15 protein-coding genes and 1 riboswitch are annotated in these 15,383 nt (G+C 72.7%); of the genes, 6 read left to right on the forward strand and 9 right to left on the reverse strand.

Features of this window, described 5'->3' with window-relative positions:
- Positions 1–5 precede the first annotated feature (5 nt).
- On the reverse strand, positions 6–1,004 hold the full coding sequence (locus tag ACZ4YY_RS14940) for a GNAT family N-acetyltransferase (RefSeq protein WP_468288939.1): 999 nt from the start codon (positions 1,002–1,004) through the stop codon (positions 6–8).
- Positions 1,005–1,080: 76 nt separating this feature from the next.
- Positions 1,081–1,656: a TerD family protein gene (locus ACZ4YY_RS14945; RefSeq protein ID WP_468288942.1), complete on the reverse strand. Its 576-nt coding sequence runs from the start codon at positions 1,654–1,656 to the stop codon at positions 1,081–1,083.
- A gap of 187 nt (positions 1,657–1,843) precedes the next feature.
- Between ACZ4YY_RS14945 and arfB the strand changes: the two genes are divergently transcribed.
- Complete coding sequence (arfB, locus tag ACZ4YY_RS14950) at positions 1,844–2,281, forward strand: alternative ribosome rescue aminoacyl-tRNA hydrolase ArfB (protein WP_468288945.1); 438 nt, start codon at positions 1,844–1,846, stop codon at positions 2,279–2,281.
- 18 nt (positions 2,282–2,299) lie between these two features.
- On the opposite strand, the gene ACZ4YY_RS14955 is transcribed toward arfB, so the two are convergent.
- Together ACZ4YY_RS14955 and ACZ4YY_RS14960 are read right to left on the reverse strand one after the other, a co-directional pair.
- Positions 2,300–2,785 (reverse strand): GNAT family N-acetyltransferase, encoded by a 486-nt coding sequence (locus ACZ4YY_RS14955; protein WP_468288948.1) that lies wholly within the window; start codon positions 2,783–2,785, stop codon positions 2,300–2,302.
- Positions 2,786–2,833: 48 nt separating this feature from the next.
- A complete protein-coding gene (locus ACZ4YY_RS14960; protein ID WP_468289461.1) occupies positions 2,834–3,325 on the reverse strand; it encodes a flavin reductase family protein in 492 nt (163 codons plus the stop codon).
- A gap of 465 nt (positions 3,326–3,790) precedes the next feature.
- Between ACZ4YY_RS14960 and cdgB the strand changes: the two genes are divergently transcribed.
- Together cdgB and ACZ4YY_RS14970 are read left to right on the forward strand one after the other, a co-directional pair.
- Positions 3,791–5,461 carry a diguanylate cyclase CdgB gene (gene cdgB / locus ACZ4YY_RS14965; protein ID WP_468288951.1) on the forward strand — a complete coding sequence of 557 codons (1,671 nt, stop codon included), beginning with the start codon at positions 3,791–3,793 and terminating at the stop codon, positions 5,459–5,461.
- 130 nt (positions 5,462–5,591) lie between these two features.
- Positions 5,592–6,524 carry a carbohydrate-binding protein gene (locus tag ACZ4YY_RS14970; RefSeq protein WP_468288955.1) on the forward strand — a complete coding sequence of 311 codons (933 nt, stop codon included), beginning with the start codon at positions 5,592–5,594 and terminating at the stop codon, positions 6,522–6,524.
- A gap of 12 nt (positions 6,525–6,536) precedes the next feature.
- On the opposite strand, the gene ACZ4YY_RS14975 is transcribed toward ACZ4YY_RS14970, so the two are convergent.
- The 3 genes from ACZ4YY_RS14975 to ACZ4YY_RS14985 form a co-directional block, all read right to left on the reverse strand.
- Positions 6,537–7,457, reverse strand: a complete 921-nt coding sequence (locus tag ACZ4YY_RS14975) for a 1-phosphofructokinase family hexose kinase (protein WP_468288958.1) — start codon at positions 7,455–7,457, stop codon at positions 6,537–6,539.
- Between the two features lie 203 nt (positions 7,458–7,660).
- Positions 7,661–8,830, reverse strand: coding sequence for an N-acetylglucosamine-6-phosphate deacetylase (nagA, locus tag ACZ4YY_RS14980; protein ID WP_468288961.1), 1,170 nt, complete (start codon positions 8,828–8,830; stop codon positions 7,661–7,663).
- Positions 8,830–9,771: an ROK family protein gene (locus tag ACZ4YY_RS14985; RefSeq protein ID WP_468288963.1), complete on the reverse strand. Its 942-nt coding sequence runs from the start codon at positions 9,769–9,771 to the stop codon at positions 8,830–8,832. The genes nagA and ACZ4YY_RS14985 overlap by 1 nt, the downstream gene beginning before the upstream one ends.
- Positions 9,772–9,968: 197 nt before the next feature.
- Here ACZ4YY_RS14985 and ACZ4YY_RS14990 point away from each other — a divergent pair, with 197 nt between their 5' ends.
- The 3 genes from ACZ4YY_RS14990 (at position 9,969) to otsB (ending at position 12,639) form a co-directional block, all read left to right on the forward strand.
- On the forward strand, positions 9,969–11,231 hold the full coding sequence (locus ACZ4YY_RS14990; protein ID WP_468288967.1) for an extracellular solute-binding protein: 1,263 nt from the start codon (positions 9,969–9,971) through the stop codon (positions 11,229–11,231).
- 187 nt (positions 11,232–11,418) lie between these two features.
- On the forward strand, positions 11,419–11,676 hold the full coding sequence (locus tag ACZ4YY_RS14995) for a DUF3263 domain-containing protein (protein ID WP_468288970.1): 258 nt from the start codon (positions 11,419–11,421) through the stop codon (positions 11,674–11,676).
- Between the two features lie 102 nt (positions 11,677–11,778).
- Positions 11,779–12,639: a trehalose-phosphatase gene (otsB, locus tag ACZ4YY_RS15000; RefSeq protein ID WP_468288972.1), complete on the forward strand. Its 861-nt coding sequence runs from the start codon at positions 11,779–11,781 to the stop codon at positions 12,637–12,639.
- Here otsB and ACZ4YY_RS15005 read toward each other — a convergent pair.
- Together ACZ4YY_RS15005 and ACZ4YY_RS15010 are read right to left on the reverse strand one after the other, a co-directional pair.
- Entirely contained in the window at positions 12,627–14,033 is a 1,407-nt protein-coding gene (locus tag ACZ4YY_RS15005; protein ID WP_468288975.1) for an alpha,alpha-trehalose-phosphate synthase (UDP-forming), read from the reverse strand. The genes otsB and ACZ4YY_RS15005 overlap by 13 nt on opposite strands.
- An 83-nt stretch (positions 14,034–14,116) precedes the next feature.
- Positions 14,117–15,061: a glucosyl-3-phosphoglycerate synthase gene (locus ACZ4YY_RS15010; RefSeq protein WP_468288978.1), complete on the reverse strand. Its 945-nt coding sequence runs from the start codon at positions 15,059–15,061 to the stop codon at positions 14,117–14,119.
- Between the two features lie 169 nt (positions 15,062–15,230).
- Positions 15,231–15,378, forward strand: a riboswitch (SAM riboswitch).
- Positions 15,379–15,383 lie beyond the last annotated feature (5 nt).

Raw genomic sequence — 15,383 nt, forward strand, 5'->3', positions numbered from 1 at the left:
GCAGGTCACCGAGGGCGGGAGGTGCGGTCCCACTCCTCCAGCAGCAGCGCCAGCCCCTGCGGCCACACCGGTTCGGCCTCCTCGGCGAGTTCCCGCCGCGTCCACCAGCGCCAGGCGGGGATGCCGTCGGCGGTGTGTGCGGCGGGCAGACGGGAGCCGGCGGGGGCGCGGCGCGGTCCGTGCGTGACGTAGACGTGCTCGTGCTGGCGCACGGGGATGCTCACCGGGGTCCCCGCGCTCGCGCGAAGCCGGGCGTGGGGGAGGGTGAAGTCGTGTTCCCAGGTGCACAGCAGTGGGCCGGGCTCCAGGTCCGTCCACCCGGTCTCCTCGGCGAGTTCGCGCAGGGCGCCCTGCCGGGGGCTCTCGCCCTCCTCCAGCCCGCCGCCGGGCAGGGCCCAGTGGACACCGACCTCGGTGTTGTCGTACCGGAAGAGCAGGACCGATCCGTCCGGGGCGACGACGGCTATGCGGGCCGCCCGCCGGTGGACGCGCAGCGACTTGCGCAGCACGGCGCAGGGGCGGCCGCGCCGGAGGCCGGGGCGGTGGTCGACGGTCTCGTAGCCGAGCGCGGTCCAGAAGGCGAGCCCGGCGGGGTCGGCGTCCGGGACGGCGAGGCGCAGTCCGGTGCGGCCGTCCGCGAGGAAGCGCTCCTCGATCAGCTCGGCGATCCGCCGCCCGTGACCCTGCCGCTGCACGGCCGCGTCCACCATCAGCAGCCCGATCCACGGATCGGGGTCGGCCGCGTCGGGGTGGTGGGCGAGGGTGACGGCGACCCCGACGAGCCGTCCGTCGACGCGGGCGAGAAGGACCTCCACGCCGCCCGGGCCCGACAACTCCTCGAGGAGCGCCGCCTCGACCTGCTCCGGGCGGATGTCGTCCGGGTCGGGGAAGTCGCCGCTGAGCGCCTGGTACGCGCGCTGGGAGGCGTGGAGGGCGGTGAGTTCGGCGAGGACGGAGCGGGGGACGGTGTGGTCCGAAGTGAGGGGGAGCGGGTCCAGGCGCATGAGGGGCAGCGTAGAAGAGCGCAGCCCCCGGCCGGAAAGGCCGGGGGCTGCGCGCTCACCGCGAACAGCGCGTCGGTCAGACGTTCACGCCGAAGTCCTGGGCGATTCCGACGAGGCCCGAGGCGTAACCCTGGCCGACCGCGCGGAACTTCCACTCGGCGCCGTTGCGGTAGAGCTCGCCGAAGACCATGGCCGTCTCGGTGGCCGCGTCCTCGGAGAGGTCGTAGCGGGCGATCTCGGCGCCGCCGGCCTGGTTGACGATGCGGATGTAGGCGTTGCGGACCTGGCCGAAGTTCTGCGAGCGGTTCTCCGCGTCGTAGATCGAGACCGGGAAGACGATCTTGTCGATGTCGGCCGGGAGGCCCGCCAGGTTGACGTTGATCGCCTCGTCGTCGCCCGCGCCCTCACCGGTGCGGTTGTCGCCGGTGTGGACGATCGTGCTGTCCGGGGTCTGCTTGTTGTTGAAGAAGACGAAGTGGGCGTCCGAGTAGACCTTGCCCTGGCCGTTCACCGCGATCGCGGAGGCGTCGAGGTCGAAGTCCGTGCCGGTGGTGGTGCGGACGTCCCAGCCGAGGCCCACGGTGACGGCGGTCAGGCCCGGAGCCTCCTTGGTGAGCGAGACGTTGCCACCCTTGGACAGGCTTACAGCCATGGTTGGGAGTCCTTTCCCTTGTGCGTAGAGGCTTCGTGCGCCACGAAGCTACAACTACCCCTATGAACGCGGCGAGGGGCGCCGAAGGTTCCCGTGTCTTTACTTTCTTTACCCGGCCAGAGCAGGGCGGCGGCCGGTGCGGGCTCTTGCGATATTCGCGTGACGTGGACGGGTCACAGCCGGGAACATGTACGGCATGTCCGGTACCCCAGTCATCCGCGGCTCTGTCGCCCTGCCCGAGGCCGAGCTCATGTGGCGGTTCTCGCGGTCGTCCGGGCCCGGCGGCCAGCACGTCAACACCAGCGACTCCCAGGTGGAGCTCCGCTTCGACCTCGCCCGCACCGAGGCGCTGCCCGAGGTGTGGAAGGCCCGGGCGCTGGAGCGGCTCGCCGGCCGGCTCGTCGACGGCGTGCTCACCGTGCGCGCCTCCGAGCACCGCTCGCAGTGGCGCAACCGGGAGACCGCCGCCGTCCGGCTGGCCGCGCTGCTCGCCGAGGCGACCGCGCCGCCGCCCCGGCCGCGCCGGCCGACCCGGATCCCGCGCGGGATCAACGAGCGCCGGCTGCGGGAGAAGAAGCAGCGGTCCGACACCAAGCGGGGCAGGAGCGGCCGGGACTGGGGGTGAGCCGGCCCGGGGGGCCCCTCACAAGGTCAGCAGTCCCACCGTCTCCCCCTCGCTCCTCTCTCCGGTGTCCAGGAAGCCGAGCCCCCGGTAGAACCCCTCCGGGCCGTGCTCCCCGGGGTGCCAGGTGACGTACAGCTCGGTGCCGCCCCTGCGGCGGATCTCCTCGGCCACCGACTCCACCGCGAACCTGCCGTAGCCCTTGCCCTGTTCGCCGGCGGCGATGTTGAGCCGCCACAGGCCGGAGCGGACCACACGGCCGTCGGCGTGCCAGTCGATGTCGAAGAAGGCCATCAGGAAACCGACGGGGCGGTCGCCGTCGACGATCAGACGGGGCCACGCGACGGACGGATGCACGTACGCCTCCGCGAGGGACTTCACGACCGGGGAGACCGCGAATTCCTGTTCGGGGCGGACCCGAATGGCGAGTGCGGCCTCGACATTCGCGGGAGTGATTTCTTCGAGCTTGAGGGAAGTCGCCTTCGGCGGCGTCGCGGACATCGTCATCCGAGCACCGTAGAGCGGTGGTTCGGACCCCAGCCACTGAATTCCCGTTCAGTCCAACTGGCGGTACCGGCCCTTGAAATAGATGAGCGGGCCGCCTTCCGCGCTCGGCACCTTCGCACTGAGCACGCGCCCGATCACCAGGGTGTGGTCGCCCGCCGCCACCCGCTGCTCGGTGCGGCACTCCAGGGTGGCCAGCGCGCCGCCGACCAGAGGGGCGCCGGTGGCCTCGCCCCGGGTGTACGGGATGTCCTCGAAGAGGAGGCGGTCGCTGAGGCGGCCCTTCATCGCGAAGCGGCCGGCGATGTGGCGCTGGCTCTCGGCGAGCATGGACACGCCCCACAGCGGCTGCTCGTCCAGCACATCGTCCATGCGGGCGCCCGTGCGCAGGCTGACCAGCACCAAGGGCGGTTCCAGGGAGACGGACAGGAACGCCGTCGCCGTCATGCCCGCGTACTCGCCCTCCGGGGCCCCGGGGTCGTCCGGGTCCAGCGGGGGCTCCTGCGCGGTCACCAGGACCACGCCGCCGGCGAGCCGGGACATGGCGGCGCGGAACTCGTCGTTGCTCACCCCCACAGCATGCCCGGGTGCGGGAGAGGGGGCGGGGACGGCGGGGGTGCGGAGTACGTCTGGAGACACGTCTGCACGCTAGTGGCCACGCCGCCCGCCCCGCATCGGACCTCCGCCCGAGTGCGGTCGTAGGTCCCCGGACCCAGGAGGCCGGCCGCCGGTCGCGGGACGTGCGTGCGGAACCGGCCCCGCGCAGAGATCCGTTCCCGTACCCTCGGCGCATACGGAGTTATACGCTCAGTAAACACACAGGAAAAACGCGGAAACATCACGCAATTGCTCATGTTCTCCTGTGACTTGAGTCACAAGAGGAAGGAATTGTTGACCCTGTGTACCGAGTGGGCAGCGCGCTGTGATTCAGTGACGGAGACGCAAAGAATCGACGATACGCCGAAGACAACCCTTGATTCGCTGCGAAGTCTCGGGGGGAGGGCGAGCATGGAGACCGAGTCGGAGCCTTATGTCCGTCTTGCGTCCCTGCGACAGCTGCACCAGGTCATGGCCGACATGAACACGGCCCGGAGCCTGGCCGACACGCTGCAGACCGTCGCCGACGGCGTGGTCACCGCACTGGGCTACGAGCTGGCGTGCGTCAACCTCGTACGCCCCGACGGCGACCTCGTGGTCGCCGCGTTCTCCGGCAACCCCGCCGCCGAGGCCCTGATCACCGGCCGGGTCGGCTCGCGCGAGTCCTGGGAACGACGCCTGACCATGGGCGAGACCTGGGGTGACCTGGTCTTCATACCCCACACCGAGGGCTGGATCCTCGACGACGACGACGTCCCGCAGTGGTACACCGACGGGCCCGCGCCGCGCTTCGAAGACGAGTGGCACCCCTCCGACCGGCTCTTCGCGCCCATGTACACCCCCGCGCCGCCCGGCGGCTCCGGAGCCGCCGGCGAGCTGATCGGCGTGCTGTCCGTGGACCGCCCGCGCAACGGCCGCAGGCCAGGCGCCTGGGGCCGCGAGGCGCTCCAGATGTACGCCTTCCAGGCCGCCATCGCGATCAGCAACGCCCGTCTGCGGTCCAACATGCAGCGCGCCTTGGTCCGGCTCGAACGTGAGCAGCAGGCCCTGCGCGCCAGCGAGGAGAGCTTCCGGCAGGCCTTCGAGTACGCCCCCTCCGGAATGGCCATCGCCGAGATGGGCGGCGACCAGCACGGCCGCATCCTGCGCACCAACGACGCCCTGTGCCGGCTCCTGGGCCGCCCCGCCTCCGCGATGCGCCGCTACTCCTTCTCCGACCTGGTCCACCCCGAGGACATAGGCACGCTGCTGCGGACCTCGGCGGAGGGCGGACGCGCGGAACTGCGGCTCGGCCGCCGGGACGGCACCTACGTCTGGGTGTCGCTGCGCAACTCCGTCGTCGCCGACGCGGCCGACGGCCCCCGCTTCCTCCTCACCCACGTCGAGGACATCGAGGAGCGCAAGCGCCGCGAGCTCCAGCTCGCCCACCGCGCCTCCCACGACTCGCTGACCGGCCTGCCGAACTCCGCGGAGCTGCGCTCGCGTCTGTCCTCCCGGCTCTGCCGGCGCCCGCAGTCCGGCCACCCCGCCGCCGTCGACGCCATGGACGCGGCCTACGGCCACCCCGCCTTCGACGCCAACGGGCACGGCTTCGACTACCGGCCGGGCGGCGCCGAGGACTACGACGCCTACGACCACCACGTGCACACCTCCGCCCCCGAGGAGGGTGCCCGCGACGACGGCACCAAGGGGCTCGCGGTCCTCTTCTGCGACCTCGACGGCTTCAAGTCGATCAACGACCGGTTCGGGCACAACGCCGGCGACGCCGTGCTCATCGAGGTCGCCCGGCGGCTCTCGCGCGGGGTCCGCGACGGCGACACCGTCGCCCGGCTCGGCGGCGACGAGTTCGTGATCCTCGCCGACGGTCTCGGCCGAGCCGACGCCCAGGACCTCGCCGTACGCCTGCGCAACGAGATCATCCAGCCGATCCGCGCCGAGGGCCGGGCCGTGCGCGTCGGCGCCAGCTTCGGCATCGGCTGGGCCCACTGCGGGATGACCGCCGACGAGGTCCTGAAGTCCGCCGACGAGCGGATGTACGTCGAGAAACGATCTCGTCCCAAACAGCACAGACGAGCGGGGTAAACCCCAGCTCAGCGAGGCGCTGCGATCCGAGTCACCCGTTTGGGGCTTGCAGACCGGGTAGGCTCGCTGTTCTCCACACGTATTCACACGCGTACGCATCCGCCCCGCACCTGTTGAGGAGTACGAAGGGATGACGCCCGGCAACAACGGCGCGAGCACGCCCGAGGACGACGACCCGTTCGGCTACCTCTACGCCGACGGCCAGGCCAACGGCGCGCAGCCCCCGTCCGGCGGCTACGGCTACCCCAACTCCGTCAGCCGCGTGCGCACCGTCGGTGAGCGCCGGTACGGACAGCAGCAGACCGCGCAGTACGGGCAGCCGGCCGCGCCGCCGCAGCAGGGCGCGTTCGGCCAGCCGAACCACTCGGCGCCCGAGAACTTCGGCGGAGTGCCGGGCTCCCGTCAGCAGCCGGCGTCCGGCGGCGGCCGGGGTCGCGGCCCCAACACCAAGGGCCTGCTGATCGGCGCGGTCGCGGTGGTCGCCGCGGTCGTGGTCGCCATCGCGGTGGTCATGGCCAACGGCGACAACGGCGACGACGACAAGGCCGGCAACGAGGTCTCCACCCCGCCCAGCGCCTCCGCGAGCGGCTCGCCGAGCGCCTCCGCCTCCGGTGACACGGGTGAGGAGGCGAAGCTGCCCACCATCGACGCCAAGGCCCTGCGTCTCGGCGGCACCGCCGCCCTCGCGTCCGACGTCCAGGGCGCCCAGGCGGACGGCGGTGTCTACGTCACCAACCTCAACCAGGTGGGCAGCTCCGTCACCTGGACCGTCGACGGCATCCCCGAGGACGGCACGTACACCCTCTTCGCGCACTTCAGCGCGGCCGGTGAGGACCAGTCGATGACGCTCACCGTCAACGGCAAGGTCTTCGGCAGCAAGCTGAACCTGGGCAACTTCGCGCACGCCGCGAACGGCGACTTCGCCAAGGGCTGGACCAAGACCTACGCCTGGCCCGCGCTCACCAAGGGCACCAACACGATCACGGTCTCCTGCGAGAACGGCGACAAGTGCAACGTGCTGCTGGACCAGTTCTGGCTGAAGGCGGGCCAGGTCAAGGACTGACCGGCCGGCCGCTCAGGCCGCGGTGGCCTCGTGGGTCACCGCCACCCGGCCCAGAAGTTCCTCGTAGGCGGGCCGGTCGAACTCGCCCGCCGCCGGGGCCAGGACCGTCGCCGCGGACAGGGCGACCGCGCGGGCCAGCCGGTCCGGCCAGGGCAGACGCTCCACCAGGCCCGACAGCAGACCGGCGCAGACGGAGTCGCCGGCGCCGGTCGCACCGCCGCGCAGGCGGGCGGGAGGGGCGGCCCGCCAGCGGCCCTCCGCGGTCGCCGCCACCAGGCCCTGCGGGCCGAGGGAGGCCACCACGGCGTGCGCACCCCGTCGGCGGGCGTCCTGGGTGGCGCGCAACGGCTCGTGGGAGCCGGTCAGTTCGGCCAGCTCGTCGGCGTTCGGTTTGACCAGGTCGGGGCGGGCGGCGACCCCTCGGCGCAGCGGCTCGCCGCCGGTGTCCAGCAGGACCGGCACGCCCGCGGCCCGTGCGGTGCGCACCAGCCCGGCGTACGCCCCCACCGGCACCCCCGGCGGCAGGCTCCCGCACAGGGCCACGGCCTGCGCGCCGGCCACCAGCTCCTCGTACGCCTTCTGGAAGGCGGACCACTCGGCGGGGGTGATGAGCGGGCCGGGTTCGTTCAGCCGGGTGGTGTCGCCGGTGCGGGCGTCGACGACGGTGACCGTGCGGCGGGTCGCGCCGGCGACGGGGACGAGCGCGTCGCGCACCCCGGTGAGACCCTCGCGCACGAGCCGGCCGGTGGGGCCGCCCGCGAAGCCGGTGACGGTCACCTCGTGGCCGAGGGCGGTCAGGACGCGCGCCACGTTCAGCCCCTTGCCGCCGGGCCGTTCCCTCACGTGGGTCACCCGGTGCGTGGTGTGCGGCCGCAGGACCGGGACGCGGTAGGTGAGGTCGAGCGCGGTGTTCAGCGTGACCGTGAGGATCACCTGGGCCGACCTCCCCCGCATGCCGCGTCGTTCGCCTTCTTCACCCGGTTGGCGTACCGGGGGCTCGATCATGCCAAAGAGACGGCGACCGGCCCAGTCCCGGGGTCGGCCACCGTCTCCCGCGGGCGGACGTTTCTGAAGTCCTTGCACTGTGCCCGCCTGGGCCGCGCGGCCCGATCAGGCGCTCATGGTGCGAGGCCCCCTCAGGCCGGTTGGGGATCGACCACCCACTCGCCCCGCCGCATCACGCCCCTGAGGTCGAAGTTCTCGTCCAGCAGGACCAGGTCGGCGTCCTTGCCGGGCTCCAGGGAGCCGACGCGGTCCTCCATGCCGAGCAGCCGGGCCGGGTTCGCGGACAGGGCCGCGACGACGTCCTCGACCGGCAGGCCGTCGACGGTCACGGCCCGTTTGAACGCGCGGTCCAGGGTGAGGGTGGAGCCGGCGATCGAGCCGCCGTCCACCAGCCGGGCCACCCCGTCGGTGACCTCCACCGCCAGGGGGCCCAGGTCGTAGCGGCCGTCGCCGAAGCCGGCCGCGTCCATCGCGTCCGTGATGAACGCGACGCGACGCGGGCCGGCGTGACGGAACGCCAGTTCCAGGGCGGCCGGGTGCAGATGGACACCGTCGTTGATCAGTTCGACCGTGACCCGCTCGTCCTCGAGCAGCGCGGCGACCGGGCCGGGGGAGCGGTGGCCGAGCGCGGGCATGGCGTTGAACAGGTGGGTGGCGACGGTCGCGCCCGCGTCGATGGCCTCGACGGTCTGCTCGTAGGTGGCGTCGGTGTGGCCGACGGCCGCGATCACACCGTGCTCCGCGAGGAGCCGTACGGAGTCGAGGCCGCCCGGCAGTTCCGTGGCGAGAGTGACCATCTTCGCCCGGCCGCGCGCCGCGTCGATCAGCTTGCGCACCTCCGCCGGCTCCGGGTCGCGCAGCAGCGCCTCGGCGTGCGCGCCCTTGCGGCAGGGCGAGATGAAAGGGCCCTCGAAGTGGATGCCGGCCAGGTCGCCCTGTTCGGCCAGCTCCGACAGCAGGCCGGCCTGGTGGACCAGCAGGTCCATCTCGTCGGTGACGGTGGAGGCGACGAGAGTGGTGGTGCCGTGGCGGCGGTGGGTGTGGACGGCCCGCAGGATGTCGTCGGCGGTGCCGGCGAAGGAGGCCCCGCCTCCGCCGTGGTTGTGGAGGTCGACGAAGCCGGGCACCAGCCAGTGCGCCGATACGTCGATGACCTGCGCGTTCTCCGGGGCGGTGGCGGAGATGCGGGTGCCCTCGACGGTGACGCTGCCGTCGGTCACCGTGCCGGTGGGCAGGACGACCCGCGCGCCGGCGAGTGTGGTGGCTGGTCGCGCAGTTCCCCGCGCCCCTGGGGTGGCCATCAGGTCGTTACCTCCGTGCGGTCGGTCGGTGCGATGAGATCCCAGGCCAGGAGGCCGGCGCCGAGGCATCCCGCCGCGTCCCCGAGGGCCGCCGGGACGATCTCCGGCGGTTTCTGGAAGGTGAGGCGCTGCCGGACGGCGTCCCGCAGCGGTGTGAACAAGGTTTCCCCCGCCTCGGCGAGGCCGCCACCGATGACCAGGGTGCGCGGGTCCAGCAGGGTGAGGGCGGTGACCAGGCCGTCCGCGAGGGCGTCGATCGCGTGCTGCCAGATCCGGACGGCGTTCGGGTCACCGGACGTGACGGCCCGCGCGCAGCCGGCGGCGTCCGCCTCCGGGTTTCCGCAGGCCGCCGCCCAGGCCTCGCCGACCGCCGCCGCCGACGAGAACCGCTCCAGGCAGCCGCGCTGTCCGCACGGACACGGCGTCCCGCCGGGCCGGACGACGACATGGCCGATCTCGCCCGCGAAGCCGTGCGCGCCCGCCTCCACGCGGCCGTCGACCCCGATCGCGCCCGCGATGCCGGTGCCCAGCGCCACGAACAGGAAGCGGTCGGCACCCCGGCCCGCGCCGATCCGGCCCTCGGCGAGGCCGCCGGTGCGCACGTCGTGGCCGAGGGCGACCGGGATGCCGAGCGTGTCGCCGAGCAGGTCGCGCAGCGGGACGTCGCGCCAGCCGAGGTTGGCGGCGTAGGCGGCGATGCCGCGCGCCTCGTCGACGATGCCGGGCACGGCGACGCCGGCCGCCGCCGCGGGTCCGCCCAGGTGGCGGGCGCCATGGGAGTGCAGTTCGGCGGCGAAGTCGAGGATGCCGGCGACGACCGCGTCGGGTCCGCGCTCGCGCCCGGTGGCCCGGCGCGCCCGGTGCAGCACGGTGCCGTCCGCCCCGGTCAGGGCGGCCTTCATCCCGGTGCCGCCCACGTCGAGGGCGATGACATGTCTCACGGGGACAGTGTGGCCCGAGGACCCGCAAGAGGTCTAGTCCACTTGCGTGGTGTAGACCTTAATCCGAATAGCGGGATCATTGGTCAGAGCATTCATCGACCGAGTCGTCGGTGGCCGGACCCCGGCCGACCGGACCGTCAGTCGGCCGCACCGGCCGACCAGGGGAGTGGAGAAGCGCAGTGCAGCGGCGGGCAGGGATGTCAGGAACGATCGCGGTGGTGTCCGCCCTCGGCATGACGGCGGTCCTCGCCGGGTGCGGGGTCACCGGAGGATCCGACGACGTCACCCTCAGACTCGTCGCCGCCGACTACGGCGACAGCAGCGCCACCAGCTCCAAGAAGTACTGGGACAACCTCGTCAAGGTGTACGAGGCCGAACACCCGGGCGTCCAGGTCGACGTCACCGTGTACTCCTGGAACGACGTCGACCGCGAGGTCAGGAAGATGGTCGACGCGGGCGATGCCCCCGACATGGCGCAGATCGGCGCCTACGCCGACTACGCCGCCGACGACCTGCTCTACAAGGCCGCCGACGTGCTCTCCATCCCCGTCCAGGCCGACTTCGTGCCGCAGCTCGCCGACGCGGGCGAGGTGCGCGGCGTGCAGTACGGCATGCCCTTCGCCGCGTCCACGCGCGTGCTGTTCTACAACAAGACCCTCTTCGCCAAGGCCGGCATCACCGGCGCGCCGACCACCTGGTCCGAGCTGGCCGAGGACGCCGAGGCGCTCAAGGAGGCAGGCGTGACCTACCCCTACGCGCTGCCCCTCGGGCCGGAGGAGGCGCAGGCCGAGACCATGCAGTGGCTGCTCAGCGGCGGGGGCGGCTACACCCAGACCGCCGCCGGCTACAGCATCGACTCCCTGGAGAACGTGCAGACCTTCACCTGGCTGAAGAACGAGCTGGTCCGCAAGGAGCTGACCGGGCCGGTCGCGCCGGGCAAGCTCAACCGGGCCACCGCGTTCGCCGCGTTCGCCGCCGGCGAGGTCGGGATGCTCAACGGGCACCCCTCGCTGATGAAGGCCGCCGAGCAGAAGGGCGTGAAGTTCGGCATGGTGACCATGCCGGGCGTCGACGGCCCGAGCAAGGTCTCCATGGGCGTCGCCGACTGGATGACCGCGTTCCGCCAGAACGGCCACGCCGACCAGATCAAGGACTTCCTCAGCTTCGTCTACTCCGAGAAGAACGTGCTGGCCTTCTCCCGCCAGTACGACCTGCTCCCCGTCACCAACTCCGCCTCCCAGACCATGAGCGCGGCGAGCGAGGACGCGGACCTGCGGCCCTTCCTGGACGAGTTGCCGCTGTCCGAGCTGTATCCCGTCGGCCGCACCTCGTGGGCCACCGTCAGCGCGGCGATCAAGACGCGGATAGGCCAGGCCGTGAACCCGAGCGGGAGCCCTTCCACCGTCCTCGGCGAACTGCAGGCCACGGCGACGACCGCGCAGAGCGGCTCCGCCGGCTGAGCGGTCCCTGCACTGTGCCCGCCGGGGCCGCGCGGCCCCGGCACCGCACCTCGCCGGGTTGCCGGAGAGCCCTGGCAGCCCCGCTGCCAGGGCTCTCCCGCGCCCTGCGATGCACGTCACCGGACCCCGCGGCCTGGTCAGGCGCTCCCGGTGCGATACCCCCGAGCCGGTGGGCTACGGTGCGGGGATGCAGGACACGCAGGACGGCCGACGGCCGGAGGAAGAGCTGGGGGCGAGGGAGCGGGACATCCTCGCCCTGGAGCGACGCGGGTTCCCCGGCCCCGGCGCCAAGGAACGCGCCGTCCGCGAGGAGCTGGACCTGTCCCCCGTGCGCTACTACCAGCTCCTCAACGCCCTCCTCGACGACCCGAGGGCCCTGGCGCACGACCCGGTGACGGTGAACCGCCTGCGCAGGGTCAGGGAGACGCGCCGGTCGGAACGCTGAGCCACGGGAGCGCCGGGGCGCGGGACGCCCGGTCCGGTGCGCCGCCGCACCCCGTCCGTGATCCGCGGGCATGCCGCGGCGCGGCGCGGTTATGGTCACCGTATGGGCACCCAAGAGACGCACTCCCAGGACCCCGCACTCCCCACCCCCGCCACCGCCGCCGGCCGGGACGCGCTCGACGCGATCCGGGCGCGCCCGCACACCGCCCTCGTCGCGCTCGACTTCGACGGCACCCTCGCCCCCATCGTCGAGAACCCCGACGACGCCCGGGCGCACCCCGACGCCGTGCCGGCCCTCGCACGGCTCGCCCCGAGGATCGCCGCCGTGGCCGTGATCACCGGCCGCCCGCCCGCCGTGGCCGTGCGCAACGGCGGGTTCGCCTCGGTCCCCGGACTGGAGCGCCTCACCGTCCTCGGTCACTACGGCGCCGAACGCTGGGACGCCCGCACCGGCACGCTCAGCGCCCCCGCCCCGCACCCCGGTGTGGCCGCCGCCCGCGCCGAGCTGCCCGCGGTCCTGGCGGCCGCCGGGGCGCGGCCGGGGGTCGGGGTGGAGGAGAAGGGGCGCGCCGTCGCCGTGCACACCCGCCGCGCCGACGACCCGCAGGCCGCCTTCGACGCCCTGCGCACACCCCTCACCCACCTCGCCGCCCGGCACGGACTGATCGTCGAACCCGGCCGGATGGTGCTGGAGCTGCGGCCACCGGGGGTGGACAAGGGAGTGGCCCTGCTGGAGTACGTCCGCGAGATCGGCGCCGAGACGGTCCTCTACGCCGGCGACGACCTCGGCGACCTGCCCGCCTTCGCCGCCGTCGAGAAACTCCGCTCCGACGGCGTCCCCGGCCTGCTCGTCGCGAGCGGGAGCGCCGAGGTCACCGAACTGTCCGACCGCGCGGACCTCGTCGTCGACGGCCCCACCGGCGTCGTACGGCTGCTGGCGGCGCTCGCCGATCAGCTCGGCTGAAGGTCGCGCAGCGCCTCCAACTGCTCCAGGAACCACTGGGCCGGAGGCAGCGCGGTGGCGGCGGCCGTCAGTCTCTTGGTGCGCTCCGCCCGCTCCTCCGGGGCCAGGGTCAGCGCCTCGTGCAGGGCGCGGGCGGTCTCCAGCACGTCGTACGGGTTGACGACGAACGCGTCGTCGCCGAGCTCCCAGAACGCGCCCGCCTCCCGGGACAGCACCAGCGCGCACCCCCGGTCGGAGACGACCGGCACCTCCTTCGCGACCAGGTTCATGCCGTCGCGGATGGGGTTGACCAGGGCGACGTCCGCGAGGCGGTACGCGGCAAGGGAGCGGGCGAAGTCGTCCTTGACGTGCAGCACGACCGGGGTCCAGCCGGGGGTGCCGTACCGCTCGTTGATCTCCTGCGCCACCCGCTGCACCTCGGCCGTGTAGTCGCGGTAGACGGCGAGGTCCTGGCGGGAGGGGTAGGCGAAGGCGACGTGGACGACGCGCTCGTGCCACTCGGGGTGGTCGTCGAGGAGCTGCCGGTAGGCCAGCAGGCCGCGCACGATGTTCTTCGACAGCTCGGTGCGGTCGACCCGGACGATCGTCCTGCGTCCCTCGCCGATCTCCTCGCGCAGGGCGGTGATGCGCTCCTCCACGTCCGGCCGGTGCGAGCGCTCGCGCAGGAAGTCGGCGTCCGCGCCGAGGCCGTGCACACCGATGCGGGTCTCGCCGAGGCCGCCGACGAACTCGGCGCAGCACGCGGTGAACGCGTCCGCCCAGCGCCGGGTGAGGAAGCCCAGACGGTCCGCGCCCAGCATGCCCCGCAGCAGTTGCTCGCGGATGTCCGAGGGCAGCAGCCCGAAGTAGTCCACCGGCGCCCACGGCGTGTGCGAGAAGTGTCCGATGCGCAGGTCGGGACGGAGCTCGCGGAGCATCCCGGGGACCAGGCACAGGTGGTAGTCCTGCACCAGGACCGCGGCGCCCTCCGCCGCCTCCTGCGCCAGCGCTTGCGCGAAGGCCCGGTTGTAGGTCTCGTACGAGGCCCACTGGCGTCGGAACTCCGCGTCGAACACCGGCTCCAGCGGGGTCTGGTACAGCAGGTGGTGGACGAACCACAGCACGGAGTTGGCGATGCCGTTGTACGCGTCGGCGTGCACGTCGGCCGGGACCGGCAGCATCCGCACGCCCGGCTCGCCGACCCCGCGCCGCACCGCCTCCCGGTCGCCGTCGGACAGCGCTGAGCACACCCACAGCGCGCCCGCGTCCGGGCCGATCGCCGACAGGCCGGAGACCAGGCCGCCGCCCCCGCGTTTCGCGCGGAGCGGGCCGTCCTCACCGCCCGGGGGCACCTCGTACGAAACCGGGCCGCGATTGGACGCGACCAGCACCTGAGCACCGTGCGTGGAAGCCATACGCCTCAACCTAGCCCGGCCCGGATCCGCTCAAACGTACGCCTTCGCTCGGTGAACGGGCCGTATACGGCCGGTCGGGGACATCAGGCCACCCTGCGCGACTGGTACTCCGCGATCTCCGCCATCGGCGGCCGTTCCTCGGTGTCCACCGAGTAGGTGCGCGGCTCGAACCCGTCCGTGCCGCGTTCGAACTGGGTCAGCGACGGGCGCACGAGATGGCCGCGGGCCAGGCGGAGCTGGGCCGTGCGGTAGATCGCCGCCGCCATCCGGCCGAGCGCCTGCCCGTCCTGGTGGCGGTGCTTGCGCACCCCCACGTCCACCTGGGCGAGGGCGTCCAGGCCCACCAGGTGCAGGGCGTCGACCAGCATGCCCAGCTCCACGCCGTACCCGACGGGGAAGGGCAGCTGTTCCAGCAGGCCGCGGCGGGCCGCGTACTCGCCGCCGAGCGGCTGCACGAACCCGGCCAGCTGCGGCCAGTGCATGTTGAGCAGCGGGCGGGCCATCAGTTCGGTGACCCGGCCGCCCTGGCCCGCCGCCCCGCCCAGGGGGCGGTCGTACATGGCCTTGACGAGGTCGACGTCCGGGTCGGTGAGCAGCGGGCCCACGATCCCGGAGACGAAGTCGGAGGAGAACTCCCTCAGGTCGGCGTCGACGAAACAGACGATGTCGCCGGTGGTGACCAGCAGGGACCGCCACAGCACCTCGCCCTTGCCGGGCACGGCCGGTATCCGGGGCAGGATCGCGTCGCGGTGGACCACCCGGGCGCCGGCCGCCGCCGCGACCTGCGCCGTGCGGTCGGTGGAACCGGAGTCGACGACGACGATCTCGTCGACCAGCGGCACCTGCCGCACGAGGTCGTGACGGATCACCGCGACGATGTCACCGACCGTCTCCTCCTCGTTCAGCGCGGGCAGGACCACGGACACTGACTGCCCCGAGGCACGCTTGGCGGCCAGAATCCCGTGCAGCGGGCGATCGGTCACGGACCAGGAACGGGTGGTGAGCCAGCGCTCGACTTCTTCCAGCACGGTCTGAGGCTCCTCACTGTCGTGATCACACCTGGTGCACGCCGGGTGACCGTGTGATCCATCTCGCGGTTCGGACGACTATCTCAACTGTCCTGGCCTTCGGTTACAGTCTTGAACAACGCGGATGACCATCGCATGTCCGGTCTCTCCCGCGCCGACAACCACATACCGCTCATCCAGAGGGGCAGAGGGACACGGCCCGATGAAGCCCCGGCAACCCTCCAGCCGGCTCTTGTCACATCGAAGTGGCGGGGCTCCCGGCTAGGGAAGGTGCCAAATCCGTCTCACGGCGAGATGCGTCGTGAGGAAGATGAGGAGAAAG

Source organism: Streptomyces sp. NPDC030143, from assembly GCF_055573695.1.

Bases quoted from the DNA above. Each gene is read 5' to 3' on its own strand.
- ACZ4YY_RS14990 (WP_468288967.1), top strand. From the start codon at position 9,969: ATGTCAGGAACGATCGCGGTGGTGTCCGCCCTCGGCATGACGGCGGTC.
- nagA (WP_468288961.1), bottom strand. From the start codon at position 8,830: ATGGCCACCCCAGGGGCGCGGGGAACTGCGCGACCAGCCACCACACTC.
- ACZ4YY_RS14995 (WP_468288970.1), top strand. From the start codon at position 11,419: ATGCAGGACACGCAGGACGGCCGACGGCCGGAGGAAGAGCTGGGGGCG.
- ACZ4YY_RS14970 (WP_468288955.1), top strand. From the start codon at position 5,592: ATGACGCCCGGCAACAACGGCGCGAGCACGCCCGAGGACGACGACCCG.
- ACZ4YY_RS15005 (WP_468288975.1), bottom strand. From the start codon at position 14,033: ATGGCTTCCACGCACGGTGCTCAGGTGCTGGTCGCGTCCAATCGCGGC.
- ACZ4YY_RS14960 (WP_468289461.1), bottom strand. From the start codon at position 3,325: ATGTCCCGGCTCGCCGGCGGCGTGGTCCTGGTGACCGCGCAGGAGCCC.
- otsB (WP_468288972.1), top strand. From the start codon at position 11,779: ATGGGCACCCAAGAGACGCACTCCCAGGACCCCGCACTCCCCACCCCC.
- cdgB (WP_468288951.1), top strand. From the start codon at position 3,791: ATGGAGACCGAGTCGGAGCCTTATGTCCGTCTTGCGTCCCTGCGACAG.
- ACZ4YY_RS14940 (WP_468288939.1), bottom strand. From the start codon at position 1,004: ATGCGCCTGGACCCGCTCCCCCTCACTTCGGACCACACCGTCCCCCGC.
- arfB (WP_468288945.1), top strand. From the start codon at position 1,844: ATGTACGGCATGTCCGGTACCCCAGTCATCCGCGGCTCTGTCGCCCTG.
- ACZ4YY_RS14955 (WP_468288948.1), bottom strand. From the start codon at position 2,785: ATGACGATGTCCGCGACGCCGCCGAAGGCGACTTCCCTCAAGCTCGAA.
- ACZ4YY_RS14945 (WP_468288942.1), bottom strand. From the start codon at position 1,656: ATGGCTGTAAGCCTGTCCAAGGGTGGCAACGTCTCGCTCACCAAGGAG.